The following is a 25493-nucleotide window of genomic DNA, read 5'->3' as shown; positions in this document are numbered from 1 at the left end:
CGCTTAAAAAAGGATTAAATTTGGTTAACCAGGTGAGGCAATAAATTTTAACATTATCGACCTTAAAAACATATATTGATTTAAAAAATTAATTTTTATTTGTGATAAGCCATTGAGAGTTTATATCTTTGACAAGATTCAAAATTTAGAATTATGTTCGAATTCGATCAGTATCTTGGTTTTTTAGCTTTCCTCATTATTCTTACAATGGGTTTTTGGCTAATGATATTTTTAGTTGCAATTGTTCCTTACTGGATTGGAGGTTCATTGACAGAATTTCTTAAAGAAAAACAGGCTGCCAGAAAAAAGGCTAAAGAAGCAGATGTAAAAAATGCATAAAAAAAGGGACAAAATTTTGTCCCTTTTTTTATCCTCATTTTTTCTAGATTCTAGAACTCTCCTTCATCATTCCCATTGTCTTCGCTTTCCCTTTGCTGCTGTCTTTTTTGCTGATTAAATCTGTAGATGAAGGATACATTAAATTGTCTTTGTCTCCACTGGAATTGGCTATCCTGCTCAAAATTTTCTGTGAGCGTATATGAACTTCTTTTTCTCGAGTTTAGTAAATCCCTTACGTTGAATGAAATGGTAGCCTGTTCATTTAATATTTCTTTACTCACTGCAAGATCAATGGAAAGAATTCCCTCCTGTGTTCCCTGAACTTCATCTGAAGGACCACGATAGAAAGCATTCGTTTGCCAGTCAATGCCCAATGGTAAAGTAACCTTAGAACTAAACCTACCAAAGTAGCTGGTGTTTTCCTGACTGTAATCTGTGCCATTAAATTCTCCATCCAACTTAAACCTGAAGTAATTAAAACTTCCGTTTAAACGCAACCAATCGGCGGGATTATAAAGAATTCCGATTTCAGCACCCATACGGTCGTTGGTCGCCAGGTTAAAAGGAATATTCCGTATTACGCGCTGTTCAATGTATTGTTCTGAATCCGGATCGTCACCGGGAACATAATCAGGATTGGTTACAGTAATATTAACATTCTCCTGAATCCTTGAAAAAGCATCTGTTTCACGTTGATAGTAAACAGAAGATGTAAGCGTTAATTTCTCCCATCTTTTTAAATATCCTAAATCAAAGGCATTGGAGAATGCCGGTTGCAGGTTAGGATTACCCTGGAAAACGTTGTTTCTACTATTTCTTGAAGGAAAGGGATTAAGATACCAGCCACGAGGTCTGTTTATTCTTCTATTATATCCCAGGGTAACATTTTCTTCCTCGCCCAATTCATAAATAAGATTTATGGTAGGGAAGAGCCCCAGGTAATTATTGTCAAAATCGGTATCAATTTCGAAAGAGTAAATGTCCTGTAATTCTTCTTCAGATAATTCAGAATCTATATTTCCTTTTAACTGTGTGTTTTCAAGACGCAAGCCCAGAAGAAAACTAAAATCTCCAAATTTCGACCCATACTGTGAATAGAGGGCCTGAACATTCTCGGAATAATCGAAAATGTTGGTTTGGTTCACATTAAGCAAAAGCTCACCGTTTACATTTTCCTGATAAAGCTCATAATCTGTTACTTCATTTTCAAAGTTACCGCGATAACCAGCTTCAAATTGAGAGTTTTCACCTATTGGTCTTACATAATCTGCCTGGATCAAATATTCGTTTTGCTCTTCTATAGTACTTGTACGCTCCCTGGGAATAAAAATATTCTCAGTATCTGTATTATTGTAGACTACTGGTTCCCGAATAAAAGTCGCCTGTGTTTCCTGATCATTTTCATATTGAAAGTCTGCAGTCAATTCATGGCCTTCGTTATTAAATTTATTGATATAATTCAGAGACAATTGGTAACTCTCCTCATCTTCGGTCTCCTTTTCATATCTTTCTGTTCCAATCTGCGGATCATTTTCAAGAAAATAATCGTTGATATTGGTGTTAAGATCGTCGTCATTACCTGTTCTGTAGAAGATAGCACCGGTGACGGAAGACATATCATTTATATAATATTCCATCCCCACATTGGTATTAAAACCACGGTTAATCCGGTCCATTTCACGGTCTTCTACATTTCTGTTGTAAGAAATGCTGTCGAGGAAGACATCCTGTTGATTGGTAAAATATCTTGTGTCAAAAAAACCATTTCCAGGAGATTCTGAATACCGGTAACCTGTAGTGGTAAACAGGTTGTAGTTGTCAGTTCTGTAATTAAGATTGGCAGAAACACCAGCATTTGCAGGATATCCTGAGTTTAAGGTCAGCGACCCGTTAAAACCCAGAGTTTCTTTCTTCCGAAGAATAATATTAATAATTCCTGCTGTTCCTTCAGCATCATAGCGGGCAGAAGGAGAAGTGATCACCTCTACACGCTCAATAGCCTCTGCCGGAAGTTGTCCCAGAACGTCTGTTCCGCCAAATCCAGCCATAGCTGAAGGTTTCCCATTAATGAGAATTCTCACATTCTCATTACCACGAAGGCTAATGCCTCCTTCAATATCTACAGAAATAGATGGAACGTTATTAAGGGCGTCGCTAACTGTTCCTCCGGCTGTGGTGAGGTCTTTCCCAATATTATAAATTTTCTTGTCCAGCCTTACATCTACTTGTGTAGTTTCTGACCTCACAACAACCTCGTCAAGACTGGCAGAACTCACACCCAGTGGAATAGTTCCCAAATCTAAGTCTGAATTTACAGTGCGGTTATTAAATCGCTTTGATTCGTATGAAATGAACTCTACGACTATATTATAAGTACCTTCAGGCACATCTATGGAAAAGTTTCCGTCTATATCTGTAATTCCCCCAGTTAGATCCTGTGGATCACCAGAGTTAATAACAGATATTGTTGCATATTCCAAAGGAACTTTTAAGTCATTATCGATAACCTTACCGGAAATGGTGTATCCTTCTCCTCCCTGAGAATGCGCTTGAAACTGAAATGTAAAAAGAAATGTCAGCAGTAAGCTGAATCGTAAGAATATTTTGGTGGTCATTAGATAAATTTTATCCTTTGACCACTTAAACTTAAGAAGGTTTAATCTAAAAGGGTTAACATTTCGTTAAAGCCATAAAAGAAAAACGTTAGAAACTTCTATTGGAGACTGAAAAACGTTTAGGATTTTTGCGTTAGTTGCCTGCTTACAGTCAGATAATTTTCAAACTGTTCCGCCGTCAAGAGCTTCCGTAACTTTTGATGTTCCTCCTTTTGGATAGATTTTAATTTAGTGATCTGTTTCTCATGTCCAAGAGAAGAATTAAGAATTTCATTTTTCTTAATAGTATATTCTATAATGAGATTCTCAAATTGATGTACCTGATCCAGAGTTAAGTCCAGTTTAGGCCTCCAGGCATAAGCAAGTTCTTCTGCAACATCCTTGATTTCCTGGCGCTGTTCCTTCTGAATATAGATTTTTGTATACACATAACTTACGACAAGTGCACCTGCCAAACTTATAAGTCCTATTTTTTGCTTCAGCTTCATAGTTGTTTTTTATTTTTTTTCAACTGCATGTTACAACACCTCTTTAATATCTGAGGCCGGTCTTCCAATTACAGCTTTACGATCATTTTCCACGACAGGACGTTCAATAAGTTTAGGATGTTTTACCATAACAGAAATAAGCTCCTTATCACTCAAATCTTTTTCCTTATAATTCTCTTTCCACAATTTTTCATTCTTTCTCACAAGCTGAATGGGAGAGATGTTCATTTTCTCGATAAGAACTGAGAGTTCCTCTTCTGTTAGTGGAACTTTTAAATATTCCCGAATTTGGTAATCTTTACCAGATTCTTTTACAATTTCTAATCCTTCCCGTGACTTCTTACATCTTGTATTGTGATAGATCGTAATCATTTTAGATTTTAATTTTCACTGTTTAAAATAAACAATTAAATTTAATTTCAAAAAGGTTTTAATTAATATCAATGATCATTCCGTTGTCCGGTCATCATTAAAAAAGCCTTCAGGAAATTGTCAATTTCCCCGTCCATAACATCATCCACATTTCCTGTTTCTTCTGCTGTTCTAACGTCTTTAACGAGTTTGTAAGGATGCATAACATAATTTCTTATTTGAGAACCCCATTCTATCTTCATCTTAGAATCTTCAATTTCTCTCCGTTGTGCCTGCTGCTTCTGAAGTTCAATCTCGTATAACTGGCTCTTTAACAGCTGCATGGCCTTGTTTTTATTTTCCAGCTGAGAACGAGTTTCAGAATTTTCAACAACTATTCCTGTGGGGGCATGCCGAAGGCGCACTGCTGTTTCTACCTTATTTACGTTTTGCCCTCCTGCTCCGGAAGACCTCATCGTTTCCCATGAAATTTCTGAGGGATTGATTTCTATTTCTATGCTCTCATCGGCAAGGGGGTAAACATAAACGGAAGCAAAAGAAGTATGGCGTTTCGCATTACTGTCAAATGGGGAAATTCTAACCAACCTGTGGACGCCGTTTTCTCCTTTTAGCCATCCAAAGGCATATTCTCCTTCAATTTCTAATGTAACAGTTTTGATTCCGGCGACGTCTCCTTCCTGGTAATTGAGTTCTTTAATCTTATAGCCCTGCTTTTCTGCCCACATCATGTACATCCTCATAAGCATTTGAGCCCAGTCGCAACTTTCTGTACCACCAGCACCGGCAGTTATTTGCAATACGGCACTTAAATCATCCCCTTCTTCAGAAAGCATGTTCCTAAATTCCACGCCTTCAATTAAATCAATAATCTTATCATACTGCTTCTCTACATCTTCATCTGAGGCTTCTCCTTCCTGATGAAATTCCAGCAATACCTGTAATTCTTCAAACCAGCTTTTAGCCTGTGTATATTCTTCTACCCATTTTTTCTTTCCTCTTAACGTCCGCATAAAAGCTTCAGCTTCTTTGGGATCGTTCCAGAAATTGGGATCAAAAGTTTTCTCTTCTTCGTTCTGAATTTCTATTTGTTTCTGCTCGATATCCAGATGTATATGCAAAGCAGCGAGTCTATCTTTAATATTTTTTACCTGATCGGTACTAATCATAAATCCCAAATTATTATTCGAAAGTATAACTCTTTTTTAATAAAAAGAAAGCGGAATCAGGAAAAATTATTGCTGTTGTTGCTGTTCTTGTTGTGAGAAAACTTCTACCGTATAGCTGGTTTCATTGGCACCGGTGGTATATACGAGACCTTTTATAGGAGGACAATCTGAATAATCTTTTCCGTGAGCAACTTTTATGTGGTTTTCCACAGCTATAAGATTGTTAGTTGGATCGAAGCCCATCCAACCGCTACCGGGAATATAACTTTCTGCCCATGCATGCATTTGAGAATCGCCCTCATAACCCTGGCCCTGGTGCAAATATCCCGAAACATAACGGGTAGGGATTTTGTTCCTCCTTCCCAGTGCACAAAAAAGGTGAGTGAAATCCTGGCAGACTCCTTTTCCATTTTGTAGTACAGCTGTAAGATCTGAATCTACGTCTGTAATGTCTGCTTTAAATTTAAAGTTATCATATATCCAGGTGTTTAGCCTTTGAAGATTTTCAAATATACTAAGGGAGGTATCAAAGTTAAAATCATTCTCAAGATTAGCAGGTATAGAGGTAAGCGCTGTTTTTCTTAGAAATTGTTCGTGTTCTACTTTAAAATCGAGCGTATCTAAAAGCTGGTAAGCTTCTTCAGTGTTTGTTGAAGAAATAGCTTCAAAAGGATTAATGATCTCTTTGATCAACTTAAATTCTGCTTCAAACTCTATTTCTTTAAAAACCTGTTTTGGCTGAATTCTATAGGTTTTAAAGCCATAGCCGTTAATAGAATTATCGACCATAACCTGCAGGGAATTTTTGAAGTCAGCAAACTCAAGTGTCTGGTTGTCATTATCTTCCGGGGTGATAAGGAACTGCCATAAAGCCCCATTAGTAGAGGCTTCATAGGTATTTTGGGCTTTATATTTTATTGTATATTCCAATATGTAATATTAAAAGGTGCAAATTTAACCATCTTCTGAATATTTAATAGTTAAAATATTCCTTTTCAATTTTTTGTCCGATCAATACCAGGTAATTCAATATCTTCTCTATAAAAGTCTGGAAGTCTTCTTCAATTTCTTCAATGAGTTTATACTCATATTCCGCTTTTACTTTTCCCACAAAGAAAGCAGCCGACTCTTTAGAAGGGTGTTTTTCCTTTGAAAGCGCCTGAATATGAATGCTCAGCTCATTAAGGCTGTTCATAACAGAACGGGGACAATCAGGATTTAAAATAAGGAATTCCAAGGTGTTAATACTTGTTGGTATTTTTCTATAAAATCTCCTGTTCATGTCATAAGATTCAATGCATTTTAATAAAGTGGTCCACTCATAACTATTTTTAATCCCATCCCCATAACTACCTTGTGCTAATACCGCATCGTGGTATTTGGAATTTATGATCCTGGTTACCTGGGTAGCCCTTTCGATGTTAATCCCTAGCATAATTATGGAGTATACTTCGTCGTGCAGAAGAGTTCCCCGTATCTTTCCACGAAGTACAGAAGTAGATTCTGACACATGAATGGTGAAATCATACAAACCACTTTTCGTAAATTTCTCCCGGGGATAATTCAAAACGAAATGATAAAACCTGTTGAGGGATTCATAAAGTTCTGTAGAAATAAGATCACGGGCGCTGTTGGCGTTTTCCCGTGCATATTGCACATAATTGATAATTGAAAAATTATTATTGGGATTTAATCCAATATCATATAAAACGTCTTCCTCATTAAGGATCTTTTCTGGATCTGCTACTTCGTCATCAGCCATAAACAACATCGACTTTAGGACAAATTGCCGGGATTGGGACAATTCATTAGGTGCATCCAGGGAAGAGAAATAATTCACATTTAAATATCTGGCTACGTGCTCGGTACGTTCAATATAACGTCCCATCCAAAATAGGTTATTGGCTACTCTTGCTAACATAAATAATTTTTATTTTTTTAAAACCCAGGTGTCTTTAGATCCGCCTCCCTGAGAAGAATTAACTACCAGGTTTCCTTTTTGAAGTGCTACCCTGGTAAGGCCGCCTTTAAGAACAAAAGTTTTGTCCTTTCCTAATAATGTAAATGTTCGAAGATCCACATGCCGTGGCTCAAAACATTCCTCATCCTCTATATAAGTGGCATGAGTTGACAAAGACATAATGGGTTGTGCGATATATTTACGCGGATTGGCCTTTATGGTTTCCTTTACTTTTTCTATTTCTTCTTTTGTGAGTTTGTTGCCTATGGAAATTCCATAGCCGCCAGATTCATCTACCGGCTTAACAACCAGTTTATCTACATTTTCTAAAACATACTTTAACTCTTCTGGACGGCTGCAGTGGTAAGTATGTACATTCTTAAGAATAGGTTCTTCATTAAGATAATACTTAATGATCTGTGGCATATAGGTGTAAACTGCTTTATCATCGGCAACTCCTGTACCCGGTGCATTCACCAGGCAAACATTACCCCTGCGGTAAGCAGCGAGTAAGCCCGGTACGCCCAGGGCAGAGTCGGGTTTAAATTCCAAAGGATCGATAAATTGATCGTCTATTCTACGGTAGATAACATCAACTTTTTCAGGTCCGTTAATTGTTTTCATATAAACAAAATCATTTTCCACAAAAAGATCACGCCCTTCTACAAGTTCCACACCCATAGCTTTGGCCAGGTAGGAATGCTCGTAATATGCTGAATTATATACTCCCGGTGTTATTACTATACAATTGGGATTATCTACGCCTTGCGGTTTTACAGTCTCCATTATTTCAAGCAGGTTTGCAGCATAATCTGTAACTGTGTGGGTTTGATAATGATTAAAAACACCAAATAGTGCCCGCTTTAGCGCCGTACGATTACAGATAACATAACTCACGCCGGAAGGACAGCGGATGTTATCTTCCAATACATAATAATTGCCATCAGAATGTTTAATGAGATCTGTCCCGGATATATGATTATAAATACCGCCGGGAGGATCAAGACCTATCATCTGATCGAGAAAGTTTTCTGAAGAATTTATGAGGTCAAGAGGAACAATACCGTCCTTAATGATTTTTTTGTCATGGTAAATATCCCAGAGAAATTCGTTTAAAGCCTTACTACGCTGAAGAACACCTTTTTCTATATGTTCCCATTCATCCGAATCGATAATCCTGGGGAATAAATCAAAAGGAAAAATCTTCTCTTTGGTCTCATGTTCCCCATAAACCTGAAAGGTGATACCCTGATTAAAAAAAGAAGCTTTTGCTTTATTGTTCAACATGGCAAAATCCTGGGGAGAATGTTCGCTGTAAAGATTTAGGAGCGTCTTATAAACATCCTTTACCTTGTTATTCTCATCAAAGATTTCATCATAAAATTTTGGGTCATTTTTGTAAGAGGAGAAGGTAGGTTCTTTTTGACTGGCTTTCATAAATTTTCTTTTTCTATAATTTACAAAATATCAGTCTTTTAGTAGCTGCTATTATGATAATATTTGCAGTATATAATTTCTATATCTCACACCAGTAGGAGCTTTATTGCGAATTCCACAAAAAGAATTACAGATAGTTGAGCCTTTATAGGATGAACATTTTTCTCTAACTTTGGCCCGAAACTTCGGGAAATAATTGGCTATTTGCGATAATGGGCATTTTCTGAAGTGGACTTTCTGAAATAAAATTAATAATGAAAGAGCAGGAAATAGATTTAAGGAGCGATACGGTTACCCGTCCCACAAAAGGAATGTTGGAAGCAATAATGTCTGCAGAAGTGGGGGATGATGTATATAAAGAAGATCCTACAGTAAATCAACTCGAGCTAAAATTAGCCGAAATGTTCGGAAAGGACGAGGCTTTATTCTTTCCAACCGGGAGTATGGCCAACCAGGCAGCCATAAAACTGCATACGCAGCCTGCAGAGCAGTTAATTTGCGATAAATGGGCGCACGTTTTTAATTATGAAGGGGGAGGAGCTTCTTTTAATAGTGGGGTTTCCTGCAAACTTGTTGATGGGCATCGCGGAATGATCACCGCTGCTCAGGTAGAAGAAAATATTAATCCGCCGGATTTTTATCATAGTCCGCTCACTACTCTGGTCTGCCTCGAAAATACGACCAATAAAGGCGGGGGCGCCTGTTACGATTTTGATGAGTTTAAAAGAATCAGAAAAGTTTGTGACGAACATAATCTTGGTCTTCATTTAGACGGAGCGCGCTTATTTAATGCTCTTGTGGCTAAAAATGAAGATCCGAAAGATTACGGAAAAGTTTTTGATACTATTTCGGTGTGCCTTTCAAAAGGACTGGGAACACCGATAGGCACTGTTTTGATTGGGAACCACGATATTATGAAAAATGCTATTAGGGTACGTAAAGTGCTTGGTGGCGGTATGCGGCAAATAGGGTTTATGGCGGCAGCGGGGATTTATGCCCTGGATCACCAGGTAGAAAGGTTGGCAGATGATCATAAACACGCTTCGGAAATAGGAGAAGTGCTGAAAAAGCAGGATTATATTGGAGAAGTAGAGCCGGTAGAGACGAATATTGTGATTTTTTACCTGAGAAATCCTTCAGATGAAGCAGAATTTCTGAAGAAGCTTCAGAAGGAGAATATCAGGATTAGTAATATGGGTCAGGGCAAGCTGCGGATTGTGACACATCTGGATTATTCCGAAGAAATGCACCGGCGTTTCCTTCAGGTTATCAAAAAGATTAACCTCTAGAAAAGGCAATTATTGATCTTGTAAAAGTTTAGCGTTTATAGTTCGTAGTTTGTAGCCTTTAGTTTATGGAGCGGAGTGGAGACATCTGTTTTGCGTTTCTTTTAGTTCAAACTATTTGATAAAATTTCCGTAGGCTGGGTCAAAATGAGACTTAAAATATGCTGATTTGAAGCTGTGCTGATGATTCAATGAAGCACGATTTGACGCAAATGTCACGTCGAGCGGAGTCGAGACGTTTTCTCTTACATGCAATATCTTTTGAATTAAAAATGGGACATTTTTAAAATGCCAATTATCGATCTTGTAGGAGTTTGGTGTTTGTAGTTCGTAGCCTTTAGTCGTCTGGAGCGGAGTCGAGACGGCAATTTTTAAACTTCAAGAATTCATAGTTCATAGTCCGGTGTTCGGTTTTTTTCGGCTTTAGCAATTTCGGGAGATTTAGTCGGGTTTGACACTAATTTCTCTTCAAACGTTTAGGATAGTATCTTTGTGATAAGCTCTTATTTTCCACTATCGTTAAAAGCGACAGGTCAAAAATTCCAAATATTGGCCTGCAGTATGAGCTTCGTCATGCTGAACTTGTTTCAGCATCCCATAACACCTTCACTACTCACTACTCACTACTCACCCTTCACGGCCTTTCTTTCCACAAACTTAACAGAAGATTATAGGGGCTTTAATAAAATTCGAAGTAGCATTTATGTATTTTGAAGAAATTCAAAAATAATCAAAAATGAAAAATACCTTACCTCGCCAAGAGGCACCAGGACTTATTGTAAATACCACCAACGGAATGCAATGGAAACTACGGGAACAAAAGCCTGAGAATTTTATAATGGTCATATTTTACCGCGGACTGCATTGCCCTGTATGTAAAAAATATCTTGAAGAGCTGAACACCAAAATTGGCAAATTTCGGGATAAGGGAGTGAGCATCATTTGCGTAAGTGGAGATAGTAAGGAGCGTGCGGAAAAAACCGTCCAGGATTGGGATGTGGATGACCTAACGATTGGCTACGATTTGGTTTCTGAAGATGCCCGGAAATGGGATTTATATATTTCTGAAGGAGTGAAACCTGAAGAACCTGAAGTTTTCTTTGAACCCGGACTGTTCCTTATAAAAACTGATTTTACTCTTTATGCGGCTTCCATCCAAAGTATGCCCTTCGCCCGACCAAAATTTGATGAACTTTTAAAAGCTATAGATTTTGTACTTGAAAAAGATTATCCCGCCAGGGGAGAAGCATGATTTGAAGTAAGGGGGGTGAAGAGTGAAAAGTGAAGAGTGAAGAGTGAAAAGTGGAGAGTGAAAAGTGAAAAGTGAAAAAAGAGAAACCCCACGGATTTTTATGACTGTGGGGTTTTCTTATAATTTTACTTTTAAATTCCTAATTCCTAACTCCGAACTCTATTTAAACATATCCATGCCGGGAATATCTGGCATTCCTTCTTTGGCAACGGCTCCAAGTTCGTTTTCATTCACATCTGAAGCTCTGGAAATGGCTTTATTTAATGTAAGCACAAGATAATCTTCCAATTGCTCTTTGTCCTCAAGTAATTCGTCTGCAATAGAGATATTTTTAATTTCTCTAGTAGCTGTAATTGTAACTTTTAATAAGCCATCGCTGGATTCTTCATCTATAAGTACCGTTTTTAGCCGCTCTTTTGTAGCTTCAACTTTCTCCTGGGTTTCCTTGATCTTATTCATCATACCCATCATATCTCCAAACATAGTCTTCTTTTTAAATGGTTAAACACAAATTTACTAATTTACCCGATTAATCAGGATCTTAAGTGGCTAATCTTATTTATTTTGTCAGGATGCTTACCTTTGCCGCATCAAAACAGAATTGAATTGAAGACAGAAATATTGCCTCCAAAGGCTAAGAAGATTGAAAAAAGACTGGAAATTCACGGAGACGTAAGGATCGACAATTATTATTGGATGAATGAAAGGGAAAATCCTGAAGTGATCCAATATCTTGAAGAAGAGAACCAGTACAATGCGGAAATGACCGCCCATACGAAGGATTTTCAACTTGAGTTGTTTAATGAAATGAAGGGCCGCATCAAGGAAGATGACGAGTCTGTCCCTTATAAGTTGAATGGTTATTGGTACCTCACACGTTTTGAAACAGGAAAGGATTACCCTATATATTCGAGGAAAAAAGAATCGTTAGATGCTTCGGAAGAAATTCTTTTTGAGGTCAATGAAATGGCTGAAGGTTATGAATATTATCGTCTTGGCGGATTAAATGTGAGTCCGGACAATAAGATGGTTGCTTTTGCCACCGATACCGTCAGCCGCCGCAAATACACCATCCGTATTAAAAATCTCGAAACCGGTGAATTTTATCCTGAAGAAATTAAGAATACCACGGGAGGTTCTACCTGGGCAAACGATAACAAGACTCTTTATTATACCAAAAAAGATGAACAGACGCTGAGGTCTTTTCAGATATACAAGCATATTCTGGGAACGAATCCTGAAGACGATCAGCTGGTTTTTGAAGAGGAAGATGAAACCTTCAATGCATACGTTTATAAATCAAAATCCCGGAAGTATATTATTATTGGATCGAGTAGCACGCTTACTACCGAATACAGGATTCTTGAAGCAGACTACCCGGAAGGGGAATTCCGAATTTTTCAGCCTCGTGTGAGAGGACTGGAATACAGCGTTTCGCATTATGAGGGACACTTTTACATTCTGACTAATAAAGACAAGTCAGTTAATTTTAAACTGATGAAAACCCCGGTAGATCGCACAGAGATGCAAAACTGGGTAGATGTAATTCCGCATCGTAAGGATTATCTGCTTGAAGACATCGATATTTTTAAGGATTTTCTTGTAGTAGGGGAGCGGAACAATGGTCTTAATAAGATTAGAATAATCAGGTGGGATAATAATGAGGAATATTATATTCCGTTTGATAATGAAACCTATACTGCTTATACTTCTATAAATCCAGCTTTTAATACGAGCATTCTTCGTTATACCTATAATTCACTTACGACGCCGACTTCAGTAGTAGATTTTAACATGGAAACCGGAGAGAAAACGGTGCTTAAGGAACAGGAGGTGCTGGGAAACTTTGATAAAGACCATTATCAATCAGACCGAATATGGGCCACTGCTGAAGATGGAACCAAAATCCCGGTCACCATGGTGTACAGGAAAGGTATGGAGCGAAACGGAGAAAATCCACTGCTGCAATATGCATACGGTTCATATGGATCTACCATTGATCCTTATTTTTCTTCGGTCAGGTTAAGTTTGCTGGACCGCGGATTCATTTATGCCATTGCGCATATCCGTGGAGGGGAATACCTGGGAAGAGGCTGGTATGAAGATGGTAAATTGTTCAATAAACGCAATACTTTTACAGATTATATAGATGTTTCAAAACATCTTATCAATGAAAAATATACTTCAGCAAAACACCTCTACGCAATGGGTGGTTCTGCCGGTGGACTGTTAATGGGTGTTGTTATCAATATGGCACCGCAACTTTATAACGGTGTAATTGCAGCGGTCCCTTTTGTAGATGTGGTAACCACGATGCTGGACGACAGTATTCCGCTTACCACTGGAGAATATGATGAATGGGGAAATCCTAATGAAGAAGGTTATTATGAATATATGAAGTCCTATTCACCTTACGATAATGTTGTGGCGCAGGATTATCCTAACATATTGGTTACAACAGGGTTGCATGATTCCCAGGTACAGTACTGGGAGCCGGCAAAATGGATAGCGAAGCTTAGGGAGTTAAAGACAGATAATAACATCCTGCTTTTTCATACCAATATGGATGCCGGGCATGGAGGTGCTTCCGGAAGATTTGAAGCTTTAAAAGAAGTTGCTGAAGAGTACGCTTTTCTTTTGGATTTAGAGGGAATTAATGAATAATTAAAATTTTTGCCTTAACTTTGATTGGTTTTATGAAATATTTCTGCGGTTTACATGACCGAATTTAATTTTTCATAAAATCTTTTTCTGTAAAATAACTTCATTTATGAAAGAAGATTTGAAAGTGTACGACAATGTATTACAGCTTATTGGTAATACGCCCCTTGTACAAATCAATAAAATTACTGAAGAACTAAAGGGTGAATACTACGCAAAAGTAGAAGCTTTTAACCCGGGACACTCAGCCAAAGACAGAATTGCACTATATATTATTGAAGAAGCCGAAAGAAAAGGAATTTTAAAGCCGGGAAATACCATTGTAGAAACTACTTCTGGTAATACGGGGTTTAGTATTGCTATGGTGAGCATCATCAAAGGATATGAGTGTATTTTGGCAGTTAGTTCTAAAGCGTCAAGGGATAAGATAGATATGCTCAGGACGATGGGCGCTAAAGTATATGTCTGTCCGGCGCACGTCTCGGCAGATGATTCAAGGTCATATTATCAGGTTGCGCGACGAATTCATGAAGAAACAAAAGGCTCGGTTTATATAAATCAGTATTTTAATGAGCTTAATATGGAAGCGCATTATCAAACTACTGGTCCCGAAATCTGGAAGCAGACAGAAGGTGAGATCACCCACCTTGTTGCCTGCAGCGGAACGGGAGGAACAATTTCCGGCACTGCAAGATATCTGAAAGAGCAGAATCCCAATGTCAAAATTATTGGGGTTGATGCTTACGGTTCTGTTCTTAAAAAATTTCACGAAACAAGAGAATTTGATTCCGAAGAAATTTATCCTTACAGGATTGAAGGATTGGGTAAAAATCTAATTCCTACAGCTACAGATTTTGATGTAATAGACAAATTTATAAAGGTAACAGACGAGGAAAGTGCCCATACAGCACGAAAACTGGCAAAAACTGAAGGTCTTCTTCTGGGTTATACCAGCGGTGCAGCGATGCAGGGAATACTTCAGCTGGCAGAAGATGGGGAATTTGATGAAAAAAGTAAGGTTGTTGTAATCTTTCCAGATCACGGCTCACGTTATATGAGTAAAATATACAGCGACGACTGGATGAATGAACAAGGATTTTTTGATACTCAGAATGAGATTTCCGTTCAGAAGATAGAATTTATAAAATAATCATTGTTATAATTTAAATCATTAATAAACATCCGCCTTTCGCGGATGTTTTGGTTTGTAAAAGTTTCTGCCAAGGCTAACAAATAACTTTGGGCAATTGAGGCGATTTTAAGTACTTTTGTGACTCGTATAAAAAAGAATCAATGAGAGATTTATTTGACAAAATATACAAAGATAAAGGACCATTAGGAAAATGGGCAGATCAGGCTGAAGGTTATTTTGTATTTCCTAAACTTGAAGGTGAGATTTCAAACCGAATGAAGTTTAGGGGAAAGGATGTGATTACCTGGAGTATTAACGATTATCTGGGACTGGCGAACCATCCCGAAGTGCGAAAAATAGATGCCGAAGCGGCAAAACAGTATGGATCTGCTTACCCAATGGGAGCAAGGATGATGAGCGGCCATACAGATCTTCATGAGAAGTTGCAGGATGAGCTCGCTTCTTTTGTGAGCAAGCAATCTGCTTACCTTTTAAACTTTGGATACCAGGGAATGGTTTCTACTATAGATGCCCTGGTAAAAAAGTCTGATGTTATTGTGTATGATGTAGATGCCCACGCTTGTATTATTGATGGTGTAAGGCTTCATATTGGTCAGCGCTTCACCTATAAGCACAATGATATGGCGAGCATTGAGAAGAACTTACAACGTGCCACTAAGATTGCTGAACAAACCGGAGGAGGGATATTGTTGATTTCTGAAGGGGTTTTTGGAATGCGTGGCGAACAGGGAAAACTGAAGGAGATTGCTGAGCTGAAGAAGAAGTATAATTTCAGGCTTTTTGTAGATGATGCACACGGTTTTGGAACTCTGGGAAAAACAGGAGCAGGAGCAGGTGAGGAGCAGGGCGTACAGGACGAGATTGATGTGTATTTTGCCACTTTTGCCAAATCTCTTGCCAGTACAGGAGCGTTTATCGCAGGAGATAAGGAAGTTATAGATTATCTTAAATATAACCTACGGTCTCAAATGTTCGCCAAATCTTTGCAAATGCAATTAGTGGTAGGAGCATTAAAAAGGCTGGAAATGCTACGGACTATGCCAGAACTTAAGGATAAGCTTTGGGAAAACGTAAATGCGCTGCAAAACGGACTAAGAGAACGAGGATTTGATATAGGAAGCACACAAAGCTGTGTAACTCCTGTATATCTTGAAGGAAGTATACCGGAAGCTATGGCTTTGGTAAAAGATTTAAGGGAAAACCACGGCGTTTTCTGTTCTATCGTTGTATATCCGGTAATTCCAAAGGGAATGATCCTGTTGCGTTTAATTCCAACTGCTTCCCATAACCTTACCGATGTTGAAGAAACGCTGGAAGCTTTTTCTGCAATCCGGGAGCGTTTAGAAAACGGAACCTATAAAAGATTATCTGCCACAGTAGCCGCGGCGGCTGCTGAAAAGGAATAACATATACTTCAATTTTTAGAGGAGAGGGTGAAAATGACAATTTTCGCCCTTTTTCTTTTTAGGACCTTAAAGCCTGGCCTTAATTCTTCTGAAGCTTTCCGATTTTAAGATGAGATCTTGTTTTTTACAATTATCGGCCTGCTGGTAAGTCTGTTAATTACTATCCTCTGTTTCAGGTTGTTTGTTAGATGGATTCTGATAATTCAGTGAAAACAAAATAGACGTAAGAGTACCGGTGCGTTGGATTTTAAATAAAAAGCACGGATGCTATTAGTGCTATGCTGTGTGCATTTAAAAATTGAATAAATAATTTTCTCCACTGTTAGATTAAAGATTAAATTTAAAAAAGTGTATTAATGCACAATCAATAAGTTTAAGGCTATATAGGAAAACTAATTTTTCAGGCTGAAAATCAAAAAGCTTTAATTGGGGTAATATGAGATTTAAATTACTTAAAAGAATAACGTTATAATTTATAAACCTTTGAACTGGATTTATTTGCATTTATCCTCTTTTATTCTAGGGGGGTAAATACCCCGAGACTTGTCTCGTTAGTAAATGTTGTAAAGTTTGAAAACGGGTTCCACTAAAATGCTCCGTGGGCTTGCCCCGGAGAAATTTTACTAATTAAAAATTTAAAAATGAACTTTGTATTTAAAACAAACCTACTTCTATTTTTAGTTTTGAGCACTCCTATTAAATTGTTGGCTCAGAAAAAATCAATAGATAAGCCGCGCATCCTTATAAGCACGGACATTGGAGGTACTGATCCTGACGATAATCAGTCAATGATTCATTTATTGATGTATGCCAATGAATTTCAGATAGAAGGTTTGGTATCCACTTCTTTTCAGACGGGAACAACTAAGAATATCTTTGAAATGATAGATCTTTATGAAAAAGATTTGCCGAAGTTAAAATTACACGCTCCAAATTTGCCAAGCCCGGAAGATTTAAGGGCTGTGACTAAGCAAGGTACAACAAAAGAAGCACCATTTAAGGGGTACAGAAATTCTTCAATAGGTTCGGATTGGATAATAAAATGTGCCAGGAAACAAAGTGATCAACCATTATGGGTTTTGGTTTGGGGTGGTATTGAAGATGTGGCTCAGGCACTGCACGACGCTCCGGAAATAGAAGATAAAATAAGAGTGTATTGGATTGGTGGACCTAATAAGAAATGGGGCGCCAATGCCTATGCTTACATTGCAGAAAACCATCCTAACCTTTGGATAATCGAGAACAACGCAACCTATAGGGGATGGTTTATGGATTCGGAATCGCCTAAAGATTTAAAAGCAAATGCATTTTTTGAAAACCATATTAAAAATGTAGGTCATATGGGTACCGATTTTAGGAACTACTACGAGGGACGTATTAAAATGGGTGACACCCCGTCATTGGCCTATGTGATGAATGGAAACCCCGATGACCCAACCACTGAAAGTTGGGGAGGTGAATTTGTAAAAATCAACCATAGTTCGCGTACTATATTTGAAGGCAAAAGTACTATTGCCGACACCGTAAAAGCCTATGGAATTCAAGAATGGCGTTTTAGAGGGCCGGAACTGGATATTCCGAAAGATTCAGTATGTTTTACCATGGAAATTTCAAATCAGGTTTGGCCAGGCTATTATATAGGCAACGGTATTTATGCAACGAGATATTCCTCTAAAAAACCAGAAACAGCGAGTTATAAAACGTCAAGTGCCATTCCTGAATTAAATGGTCATACCGGGCAATATGTAAGTATAAAACCCTGGCCGGGAAAGAAAGACAAAGACGATTACGATTTAGGCTCTAACTGGTTTGGCGACCGACCCGACGAAGATCTATTTTTAAAAGACCAGCAAGGAGCAAAAACAATTTCCAAGCACCGCGAAATGTTTTTAATGGATTGGGCTAAACGATGGGAATGGTTGCAAAATTAGACTTACAAATATTACTATTTTCTAATCCACAAAGTAAATAAAGGATTGGCATTTTTAATTAATAGTGTCTTGGAATTTAAATTTTCACTGGCTTTCATTTATTTTGTTTTTTTTTCTTTTATTTTTATATATTTATGAAAGTTTTAACTTTACATTATTAATATAAAACTGAATATGTTTAAAACCTTAAGAGCAGCAGTATTATTAATCACTTTTTTTTCAGCAGGAAGTATTTTTTCACAAGAAAATAAAAATAATGTAACAATATCTGAGGTCAATTGGCATGGCACGGGTTGTTATAAAATTGAGATGCCGATGGGTACCGTTTATTTTGAAAAAGACAACGGAGTTTCAGGCTTCAAAAGCTTTATAGATAATGAAGGTAATGATTGGATAGCATCAAATATGGAGCCTGGCCCAAATGGTGATTTTCGTGGGTTTCCAAACAGTGTTGGTAATTTTGGACATGCTGGTAGAGATAGTGGTTCTACGACCAATATTGTTCAGGAGCTTACCAACAACAACCAGGTAGTATTAGAATCAACCAACGGAAAATTTACTTTTCAATATTGGTTTTTTGTAGACCGTGTTGCTATTAAAGTATTAAAGTCTGAAGGCGAATACTGTTTCTTGTTAGAGTGTGTAGCAGGTGGAACTGCTGATGCCGAAGATTATTTTGTGACTGCAGACGGAAAAAAGCACATTCCCAGTGGAGAATTTAAAGATTTTACACCAGAGTGGTTTTATTTAGGCGACGAAAAAGCAGAAAATATACTGTTCATGGCTAAAATACCAAACGATGATGCTCCCAACGAAAATCACAGGCAAATTCGACCTAATGGACAGCATAATATGGATTTGTATAGTTTTGGTCGTTCTGGAAAAGAAGAAAAATATGCGGTTCGCGGTATGAGTGGAAACGAGCATATTTGTATTATTGGCTTTGCACCTAAAAAAAGAACCCACAACGAAATTATTGCCATGGTTGAAGGATTTACAGAAACACCGTTTAGAAGTGTTGCCAAGGCTGTAAAGCTATGGAGCAATAATATTTTAAATAACAATGAAGAATGGTATGGTACAGACGAAGCTTTAAGTATTGCAAAAAATGTAATCCAATACCAATCTTCCCAAGGTGGTTTCCCAAAAAGCACTGACTTGGCCAGAAAGCCACTCACTCCTGGTGATATTCCTCCAGAAGGCCGTGGTCGTGCCAATAGCATCGACAATGATGCTACCTCGGTGCCATTGAAATTTTTAGCCAAAGTTATTCACGCTACAGGCGATGAGGAACTTAAAACATCTTTTGCTCGTGGACTGGATTATCTTTTTGCCGCACAATACCCTAATGGTGGTTGGCCTCAATTTTGGCCATTACGTGGTGATGAATATTATTCCCGAATCACTTTTAACGATGCTGCTATGATTCAAGTTATGGAAGTGTTGACTGGTGTTGCCAATGGAGAAGTCCCCTATAGTTTTGTTGATACCAACCGTAAAGCGAAAGCAGCTAAAGCTGTTGATCTGGGTATTGAGTGTATATTAAAAACACAAATTAAGCAAAACGGAGAGTTAACCGCTTGGTGCGCACAATACGACGAAGAAACATTAAAACCTGCTTGGGCCCGCAAGTATGAACCACCTTCTTTATCTGGTGGTGAAACAGTTGGTATTATTGAATATCTAATGACTATTAAAAACCCTTCTCCTGAAATAATAAAATCCGTGAATGCTGGTGTGGCATGGTTAAAAGAAGTTGCCATTAAGGGTGTTCGCCACGATAAAGTACGTAACCCAGATGGACGTGACGAGCGTAAACTAATAAAAGACCCTAATGCCCCGCTTTTGTGGGCCAGATTTTATGAATTAGATACTAACAGGCCTTTATATTTAGACCGGGATTCTGTCTTCCGTTATGATTTTTCAGAAATTGGCTATGAGCGTAGAAGTGGTTATGACTACCACGGAGATTGGGCATTAGAGTTATTAAATACAAAATACCCAGCTTGGTATGCCAAATATGGTGAAACCAAGGATAAAAATTCAAAAGATAAAAAATCAGAAGTAAATTTAAACGAAGTTGGTATAATAGAAGCTGAAAAGGGTGAATTTACAGGAATAATAGATAGACATAGTTGTTGGCATCATGTTATGCTAACAGATGCCTCACATTCTACACATTCTGGCAGAGGTTTAGTTGATACAAAAAATGAGATAGGAAGCTATATTGAAGTAAAATATGATGCTCAATGGTCTGGAATACATCGCATTACGTCTAGGTATACCCATATAAAAGACGACCCTCGTCCCGGCGGACTTATCGTTAACGGAAATCAAGTTGGAACCCTTACTATGCCACAAACAGAAGCGCTTCCAGCATGGAAAACCCAATCGCTGGAGACTTACCTGCATCAAGGCATAAACACTATAAGACTAGAAGCTATTAACAAAGGTGGACTCCCTAATATGGATTACATTAAGGTTGCTGAAATAAGAGAGCCACAACCAGGAATGCTGCCCAATATAAAAATTTTAGAAGCTGAAGATGGTAATTTTACAGGAAAGGAAGATCATCATAGTTGCTGGAATTTTATTGCTCAAAACCAAGCAGAGCACACGGGGTTTACTGGTGAAGGCTATGTTGATGCGGTTAACAAGGTAGGTAGCTATATAATAGTAAATTATAATGCTCCTAAATCAGGAAAATACAATTTGGGTGTTAGATATGTTCACGGTAAACCTGACATAAGACCAGTTGAACTCGAAATAAATAACAAAAAATTAAAGCATAAACTTAAGTTTTTACCAACTAATGCTTGGACCAACTGGACAGTTATAAACACTATGGTTAAGCTGAAAAAAGGCATGAACTCTTTAAAGTTTTCTGCCTTAAGTAAAGAAGGTCTTGCCAATATCGATCACTTTGAAATCTCGCCAAAGTAATTTTAGGAAAGTAACATTATGAAAAAATTGTGCTTTTTTAGTTCCGTAATAGCTGTTTTAAATTTAGCTCTTTTACCCATAACCGCACAAGAAGAAAAACCGCTTGTTATAGTAATCACCGATGGAGAAATTGATGACCACAATAGTTCAATGATTCGCTTCTTGCAATATACCTGCGATATTGATTTACTGGGGATAAATAATACCAATTTTATTTTTGAAAAAGACGAACATAGAGATAAAGATTGGTACGAAAAACAACTAAGTTCTTACAAAGAGGTTTACCCTAACCTTATACAGCACAACCCTAAGTATCCTGCCGCAAGCCAATTAAGAAGCATTAGTTTTATTGGAGACGATGTTCTAGAACACTTAAAAGGGTTGCGAGAAAAAAGATGGGATTTAATTCCAGGTGCAGAAATAACTTACTCTTCAGAAGAATGGAAAGACACCCAAAAAAACCAAAGACCTAGATTGCAACAATATAACTTACAACTGGTGGCACTACCAAGAAGCAGGCTCTTATAATGGAAATGCCGTAAAACTGAAAGGCTTTAAAACTCTAAAGGTATGTGAGCCAAAAACCGCTCACATTATTTTAGAGGTAACAGAGAACGGTAGGCCAATACCAAAATCATATAAAAAAATTATAATAAAAATTATTTCTTAACACTTAAATCCTAATATAATGCATTTTACACCATTCTCTAAAAAGTCATTGAAATTGACATTAATGCTAATGTTTGTTTTATTCTTTTTCAATACTGAAAAAACTGAAGCTCAAGAAAAGCACAGAATTTTTGTCTTAACAGATATTGAAAATGAACCAGACGATGCCATGTCCTTAGTGCGCTTTTTAGTCTATTCGAATAATTTCGATATTGAAGGGCTAGCAGCCACAACCTCTATACATCAACAAAACGAAGTTGCTACTTGGAGAATTAAAGAAATTGTAGAGGCTTACGGAAAAGTGAGAGATAATCTAGAAAAACATGAATCCGGATTTCCAACGGGGGGGTATGTGGAATCTATTATTAGCGAAGGGCTTCCTGAATACGGTATGAATGCCGTTGGTAGAGGAAAGGATTCACAAGCATCTGAGCAACTTATCCAAGCTGTTGATAAAAATGATGATCGTCCATTATGGGTAACGGTTTGGGGTGGTCCCAATGTGTTGGCGCAAGCCTTGTGGAAAGTTCGTGAAACCCGCTCTGAAAAAGAATTGGAAAAATTTGTTAGCAAACTGAGGGTTTATACTATTTCAGATCAAGATGATAGTGGTCCATGGATTAGAAAGGAATTTCCCGATTTATTTTATATTGCAAGTCCAGGTTTTAATGCCGGTGGTGGGTATCATCATGCCGCTTGGAGCGGTATCAGCGGCGACTATTTTCACGCCCGTTGTGATGGTGCCGACTTTACTTTGGTTTCTAATGAATGGCTGGAAAGTAATGTTAGAAAAAAGGGTCCTTTGGGGGCTGAGTATCCACATTGGGACTATTTAATGGAAGGAGATACCCCGTCGTTTTTGTCATTAATCAACAACGGATTGAGTAATCCTGAACACCCAGAATGGGGCGGCTGGGGCGGCCGGTACGAACTTTATACGCCAAGAACACAGAAATGGTTTTTGTACCCAGAAAGCAGACCCTTTTACTCTGATGCCAAGGATGAAGTTATGGGCGTGGACGGGCGTTGGCATTCAGGTAATCACGAAACTATTTGGCGCTGGCGCGAAGCGTATCAAAACGATTTTGCAGCTCGAATGGATTGGACTATAGAGGATTATGAAAACGTTAATCACCCGCCGGTTCCTAAGTTGTCTAACGAAAAAAGAATAACCGCAAAAAAGGGAGATAAAATCATGTTGAACGCCAAAGCCTCATCCGATCCCGATGGTGATGCTCTGTCTTATCATTGGTTTTATTACGAAGAGGCCGGAACGTTTTCGGTTTCAAGTTCCCGTAGTGGTCAGCCATTGGAAATTCAAAACTTCGACCAACCCGAAGCTTGGTTTACGGTACCCAATGAGCGATTAGGACCTTTAGGTTCTACAGGAACCATGCATATCATATTAATGGTAACAGACCATGGTACGCCTCGTTTAACCCGTTATGAACGTGTAATTGTAGATGTTGTTGAATAACGATAATATGTAAAAAAATGAAGAAATATCTGTTTTTAAGCCTCATTGTTTTTTATTTATAGGGCTAAGCCACTTCTGTAAAGGAGTGGCTTTACTTTTTAGGTTTAATAAAATTTATTTTTAAAATAAAACCTTATATTTAATCTAGTATCTATAATTGAATCGAATAAAAATTGAATCGAACAAAATTAAATAAGTAATAAATGAAGGCTAGTGTAAAAATGTTCATTGCAATATCATCTGTTTTTATGGTGTTTAAAAGCTATGCTGTAGACAGTACTTTTCCAGAAGCGGGTGATTTTGATATGAAAAAGGATTTATTATTAGTACAATATGACTCTAAAACAGATGTAGATGATCTGCACAGTGTAGCGGCCTTTGCTACTTTTATTTCCAATCCTCAATTTTCAGAGGTACAATATCATGCTGTTGCCGGTACTTATGGTACTCAGGAAGGTTTATATGTTCCACCGAATGATTTATTTCGTCTCGCCTTTGGAAATAATTGGACAGATGCCAATGAAAATTTTAATAAGGCAGTCGAAAAAGTTAAAGATATTGCCATGGAAACGCTGAAGAGTAAAGGCGATATCTGGATTGCCGAAGCAGGCCAGTCTAATTTTACTGCCGCACTTATTAAAGCTATTCAATCAGATTATTTAGAGATAAATACTTCAGAACGTATTCATGTGGTTCAGCACAGTGACTGGAATGAAAGAACTACCTCTCCTAAAGATTTACAATTTGTAAAGAACAGTGCTCAGTATAATAAAATACCTGATGGCAACGAGGTTGGAAATGGAACACCTGGCTTTCGTGATCCGTCTTATACTCGTTGGAAAGAAAAAATTAAGAATCCAAAGTTGATAGAAATATGGCAACTTGCATCAGATCTTTCAGAAAGATATAATGGAAAGGAAGGAAGATACAACAATGAGGCTATTTCTTCTGGCGGTTTGGACTTTTCTGACTTTTCTGAAGTATTCTGGATATTTGGGTTACAGGATGTTAAGGATGTAGAGCATTTTTTTAATACTTATTCTATTTAAAATAGTCCCGATGCTTCCTTTTTTACGCTAATCAAAAAATATGGCGTTTCGCTATGGGCAAATTCGGGAAAAATAGCTGTGTGCTGGTGGTTCCAAATTTTTAAAAATATTTACCAAAATTGGCAAATTTAGGACTACACTTTAGCCGAAGTAGCATTGTGTGGATTCTTTCCAAATGGAAACATCGCGAAACTTGTTTGTAGAAAGAAGAACCTGTCACAGAATTTTGGTGAAATAAGATCCTGCCATAAAGCATAATGTTATAATTGTGAAAGCTGTTACCAGAGAGAAATATGGACAGTCCAATGTTCTTCAGATCAAGGAAGTGGAAAAACCGGTTCCTAAAGAAAATGAAGTCCTTATTCGCGTCCATTTCACAACTATTAACCGTACCGATTGCGGAATTTTAACCGGAAAGCCTTACATCATCAGATTTTTTACCGGTCTCCTAAAACCTTCATCCATTATTCCGGGAACCGATTTTGCCGGCCAGGTTGTGGAGAGAGGTGTAAATGTAAACAACTTCAATATTGGCGATAAGGTTTGGGGATTTAATGACCAGGGCCTGGCTTCTCATGCAGAGTATATGGCGATTAGTGAAAATGGGCCAATAGCAACAATTCCGGGCAATCTGGCATATGATGAGGTCGTAGCCTGTGCAGAAGGTGCTCATTACGCGTATAATTTTATTAATAAAGTTCATATTAACAAAGCGGATAAAGTCCTTGTAAATGGAGCTACAGGTGCAATTGGGTCAGCGGCTTTACAGATTTTAAAGAGCCTGGGTATATACGTTACTGCAGTGGGAAATAGCAAGAATATTGAATTGCTAAAATCTCTTGGGGCAGATAAAACTTACAGTTATGAGAAGGAAGATTTTTCTGAAATAGATAGAGAGAAATATCATTTTATTTTTGATGCAGTCGGGAAAAGTTCTTTTGAAAAATGCAAAGAATTGTTGCTGCCGAAAGGTGTCTATATCTCTTCTGAATTAGGTCGTAATTCAGAAAATCTCTATTTACCTTTAGTTACTAAACTAAAAGGGACTAAACGAGTAATTTTTCCTATTCCATCGAATTGTAAAAGAAGTATACTTTATATAAATGACCTGATAGAAAAGGACAGGTTTAAACCTATTATTGACAGATATTTTAAACCTGAAGAAATTAAGAAAGCTTATGATTATGTGCAATCCGGCCAAAAAACCGGCAATGTTATTATCACTTTTTCATCCAGTGAAAACGATCTTGTATAAATACCCGTACTTCACTAAAAGTAGCTCAAATCAA

21 protein-coding genes are annotated in these 25493 nt (G+C 37.7%); 13 read left to right on the top strand and 8 right to left on the bottom strand.

The features are described 5' to 3' along the window. The first annotated feature begins 153 nt into the window (after positions 1-153). Positions 154-339 (top strand): hypothetical protein, encoded by a 186-nt coding sequence (locus RM541_RS15530; protein ID WP_311501051.1) that lies wholly within the window; start codon positions 154-156, stop codon positions 337-339. Between the two features lie 50 nt (positions 340-389). Here the strand turns inward: RM541_RS15530 and RM541_RS15525 are convergent, their stop codons facing one another. The 7 genes from RM541_RS15525 to RM541_RS15495 form a co-directional block, all read right to left on the bottom strand. After that, positions 390-2954, bottom strand: a complete 2565-nt coding sequence (locus RM541_RS15525) for a TonB-dependent receptor (protein WP_311501050.1) — start codon at positions 2952-2954, stop codon at positions 390-392. 119 nt (positions 2955-3073) lie between these two features. Beyond that, entirely contained in the window at positions 3074-3442 is a 369-nt protein-coding gene (locus RM541_RS15520) for a hypothetical protein (protein ID WP_311501049.1), read from the bottom strand. Positions 3443-3472: 30 nt separating this feature from the next. Continuing rightward, on the bottom strand, positions 3473-3814 hold the full coding sequence (gene arsC, locus RM541_RS15515; protein WP_311501048.1) for an arsenate reductase (glutaredoxin): 342 nt from the start codon (positions 3812-3814) through the stop codon (positions 3473-3475). A gap of 68 nt (positions 3815-3882) precedes the next feature. Next, positions 3883-4980 (bottom strand): peptide chain release factor 2, encoded by a 1098-nt coding sequence (prfB, locus tag RM541_RS15510; protein WP_311501047.1) that lies wholly within the window; start codon positions 4978-4980, stop codon positions 3883-3885. 66 nt (positions 4981-5046) lie between these two features. Then, on the bottom strand, positions 5047-5910 hold the full coding sequence (locus RM541_RS15505) for a transglutaminase-like domain-containing protein (protein ID WP_311501046.1): 864 nt from the start codon (positions 5908-5910) through the stop codon (positions 5047-5049). Positions 5911-5953: 43 nt separating this feature from the next. After that, the gene (locus RM541_RS15500) at positions 5954-6901 is read right to left on the bottom strand and encodes an alpha-E domain-containing protein (protein WP_311501045.1); all 948 of its coding nucleotides are present in this window, start codon (positions 6899-6901) and stop codon (positions 5954-5956) included. 9 nt (positions 6902-6910) lie between these two features. Further along, a complete protein-coding gene (locus RM541_RS15495) occupies positions 6911-8377 on the bottom strand; it encodes a circularly permuted type 2 ATP-grasp protein (RefSeq protein WP_311501044.1) in 1467 nt (488 codons plus the stop codon). A 254-nt stretch (positions 8378-8631) separates the two neighbouring features. Here RM541_RS15495 and RM541_RS15490 point away from each other — a divergent pair, with 254 nt between their 5' ends. Further along, complete coding sequence (locus RM541_RS15490; protein WP_311501043.1) at positions 8632-9666, top strand: threonine aldolase family protein; 1035 nt, start codon at positions 8632-8634, stop codon at positions 9664-9666. Between the two features lie 733 nt (positions 9667-10399). Next, positions 10400-10915 (top strand): redoxin domain-containing protein, encoded by a 516-nt coding sequence (locus RM541_RS15485; RefSeq protein WP_311501042.1) that lies wholly within the window; start codon positions 10400-10402, stop codon positions 10913-10915. A gap of 159 nt (positions 10916-11074) precedes the next feature. Here the strand turns inward: RM541_RS15485 and RM541_RS15480 are convergent, their stop codons facing one another. After that, complete coding sequence (locus tag RM541_RS15480; RefSeq protein WP_311495856.1) at positions 11075-11398, bottom strand: YbaB/EbfC family nucleoid-associated protein; 324 nt, start codon at positions 11396-11398, stop codon at positions 11075-11077. Between the two features lie 117 nt (positions 11399-11515). On the opposite strand from RM541_RS15480, the gene RM541_RS15475 reads away from it, so the two are divergent. The 10 genes from RM541_RS15475 (at position 11516) to RM541_RS15435 (ending at position 25459) form a co-directional block, all read left to right on the top strand. Next, positions 11516-13579: a S9 family peptidase gene (locus RM541_RS15475; protein ID WP_432264686.1), complete on the top strand. Its 2064-nt coding sequence runs from the start codon at positions 11516-11518 to the stop codon at positions 13577-13579. 106 nt (positions 13580-13685) lie between these two features. After that, positions 13686-14726 (top strand): cysteate synthase, encoded by a 1041-nt coding sequence (capA, locus tag RM541_RS15470; protein WP_311501040.1) that lies wholly within the window; start codon positions 13686-13688, stop codon positions 14724-14726. Between the two features lie 143 nt (positions 14727-14869). Further along, positions 14870-16135, top strand: a complete 1266-nt coding sequence (capB, locus tag RM541_RS15465; protein WP_311501039.1) for a cysteate-C-fatty acyltransferase — start codon at positions 14870-14872, stop codon at positions 16133-16135. Positions 16136-16776: 641 nt separating this feature from the next. After that, positions 16777-18066: a nucleoside hydrolase-like domain-containing protein gene (locus RM541_RS15460; protein ID WP_311501038.1), complete on the top strand. Its 1290-nt coding sequence runs from the start codon at positions 16777-16779 to the stop codon at positions 18064-18066. A 174-nt stretch (positions 18067-18240) separates the two neighbouring features. Beyond that, positions 18241-21009, top strand: coding sequence for a pectate lyase (gene pelA / locus RM541_RS15455; protein ID WP_311501037.1), 2769 nt, complete (start codon positions 18241-18243; stop codon positions 21007-21009). Between the two features lie 18 nt (positions 21010-21027). Then, the gene (locus tag RM541_RS15450; protein ID WP_311501036.1) at positions 21028-21537 is read left to right on the top strand and encodes a nucleoside hydrolase-like domain-containing protein; all 510 of its coding nucleotides are present in this window, start codon (positions 21028-21030) and stop codon (positions 21535-21537) included. Next, positions 21494-21679 carry a hypothetical protein gene (locus tag RM541_RS17535; protein ID WP_432264685.1) on the top strand — a complete coding sequence of 62 codons (186 nt, stop codon included), beginning with the start codon at positions 21494-21496 and terminating at the stop codon, positions 21677-21679. The genes RM541_RS15450 and RM541_RS17535 overlap by 44 nt, the downstream gene beginning before the upstream one ends. 18 nt (positions 21680-21697) lie before the next feature. Beyond that, positions 21698-23155 (top strand): DUF1593 domain-containing protein, encoded by a 1458-nt coding sequence (locus RM541_RS15445; RefSeq protein ID WP_311501035.1) that lies wholly within the window; start codon positions 21698-21700, stop codon positions 23153-23155. 203 nt (positions 23156-23358) lie between these two features. Further along, the gene (locus tag RM541_RS15440) at positions 23359-24204 is read left to right on the top strand and encodes a hypothetical protein (RefSeq protein ID WP_311501034.1); all 846 of its coding nucleotides are present in this window, start codon (positions 23359-23361) and stop codon (positions 24202-24204) included. 268 nt (positions 24205-24472) lie between these two features. Beyond that, positions 24473-25459, top strand: coding sequence for an NAD(P)-dependent alcohol dehydrogenase (locus RM541_RS15435; protein ID WP_311501033.1), 987 nt, complete (start codon positions 24473-24475; stop codon positions 25457-25459). Positions 25460-25493 lie beyond the last annotated feature (34 nt).

The organism is Autumnicola psychrophila (assembly GCF_031846645.1).
GTDB lineage: Bacteria > Bacteroidota > Bacteroidia > Flavobacteriales > Flavobacteriaceae > Autumnicola > Autumnicola psychrophila.
The sequence above is the reverse complement of the archived record's forward strand: the minus strand, read 5'-3'. Positions and strand labels throughout refer to the sequence as shown.

What these genes read in the sequence shown, in the direction of transcription:
- RM541_RS15440 (WP_311501034.1), top strand. Translation starts at nt 23,359, where the DNA reads ATGAAGGCTAGTGTAAAAATGTTCATTGCAATATCATCTGTTTTTATG.
- RM541_RS15490 (WP_311501043.1), top strand. Translation starts at nt 8,632, where the DNA reads ATGAAAGAGCAGGAAATAGATTTAAGGAGCGATACGGTTACCCGTCCC.
- capA (WP_311501040.1), top strand. Translation starts at nt 13,686, where the DNA reads ATGAAAGAAGATTTGAAAGTGTACGACAATGTATTACAGCTTATTGGT.
- arsC (WP_311501048.1), bottom strand. Translation starts at nt 3,814, where the DNA reads ATGATTACGATCTATCACAATACAAGATGTAAGAAGTCACGGGAAGGA.
- RM541_RS15495 (WP_311501044.1), bottom strand. Translation starts at nt 8,377, where the DNA reads ATGAAAGCCAGTCAAAAAGAACCTACCTTCTCCTCTTACAAAAATGAC.
- RM541_RS15520 (WP_311501049.1), bottom strand. Translation starts at nt 3,442, where the DNA reads ATGAAGCTGAAGCAAAAAATAGGACTTATAAGTTTGGCAGGTGCACTT.
- RM541_RS15445 (WP_311501035.1), top strand. Translation starts at nt 21,698, where the DNA reads ATGCATTTTACACCATTCTCTAAAAAGTCATTGAAATTGACATTAATG.
- prfB (WP_311501047.1), bottom strand. Translation starts at nt 4,980, where the DNA reads ATGATTAGTACCGATCAGGTAAAAAATATTAAAGATAGACTCGCTGCT.
- RM541_RS15530 (WP_311501051.1), top strand. Translation starts at nt 154, where the DNA reads ATGTTCGAATTCGATCAGTATCTTGGTTTTTTAGCTTTCCTCATTATT.
- RM541_RS15525 (WP_311501050.1), bottom strand. Translation starts at nt 2,954, where the DNA reads ATGACCACCAAAATATTCTTACGATTCAGCTTACTGCTGACATTTCTT.
- RM541_RS15450 (WP_311501036.1), top strand. Translation starts at nt 21,028, where the DNA reads ATGAAAAAATTGTGCTTTTTTAGTTCCGTAATAGCTGTTTTAAATTTA.
- RM541_RS15480 (WP_311495856.1), bottom strand. Translation starts at nt 11,398, where the DNA reads ATGTTTGGAGATATGATGGGTATGATGAATAAGATCAAGGAAACCCAG.
- RM541_RS15500 (WP_311501045.1), bottom strand. Translation starts at nt 6,901, where the DNA reads ATGTTAGCAAGAGTAGCCAATAACCTATTTTGGATGGGACGTTATATT.
- RM541_RS15485 (WP_311501042.1), top strand. Translation starts at nt 10,400, where the DNA reads ATGAAAAATACCTTACCTCGCCAAGAGGCACCAGGACTTATTGTAAAT.
- RM541_RS15460 (WP_311501038.1), top strand. Translation starts at nt 16,777, where the DNA reads ATGAACTTTGTATTTAAAACAAACCTACTTCTATTTTTAGTTTTGAGC.
- capB (WP_311501039.1), top strand. Translation starts at nt 14,870, where the DNA reads ATGAGAGATTTATTTGACAAAATATACAAAGATAAAGGACCATTAGGA.
- pelA (WP_311501037.1), top strand. Translation starts at nt 18,241, where the DNA reads ATGTTTAAAACCTTAAGAGCAGCAGTATTATTAATCACTTTTTTTTCA.